The following is a 268-nucleotide window of genomic DNA, read 5'->3' as shown; positions in this document are numbered from 1 at the left end:
TCTGGGGCCCGTCCCATTTTTTGCCACTTGTCGTCGCGGTGGTGGGCCGCATGTGCCTTGGGTGGGGGAGTTTGGGGGCGATGTGAACGGCATGTAAAGGGACGCAAAAATCGCCTCAAGGTCAACTTGAAGGTTGAGGTTGAAAGGCGGGGTGCCACAGGTGGCATCCCGCCGTTGCTGTAAACACAACATATTGTGTTTTCGAACATATGATTGGGGGGTGTTTTGCAATATATGGTGGGTGGAGTGGTGGGGCGGGGTGGGGGAA

The sequence above is a fragment of the Collinsella sp. AM41-2BH genome (assembly GCF_003468085.1).
Classification (GTDB): Bacteria; Actinomycetota; Coriobacteriia; order Coriobacteriales; family Coriobacteriaceae; genus Collinsella.
This window is presented reverse-complemented; position numbering follows the sequence as displayed.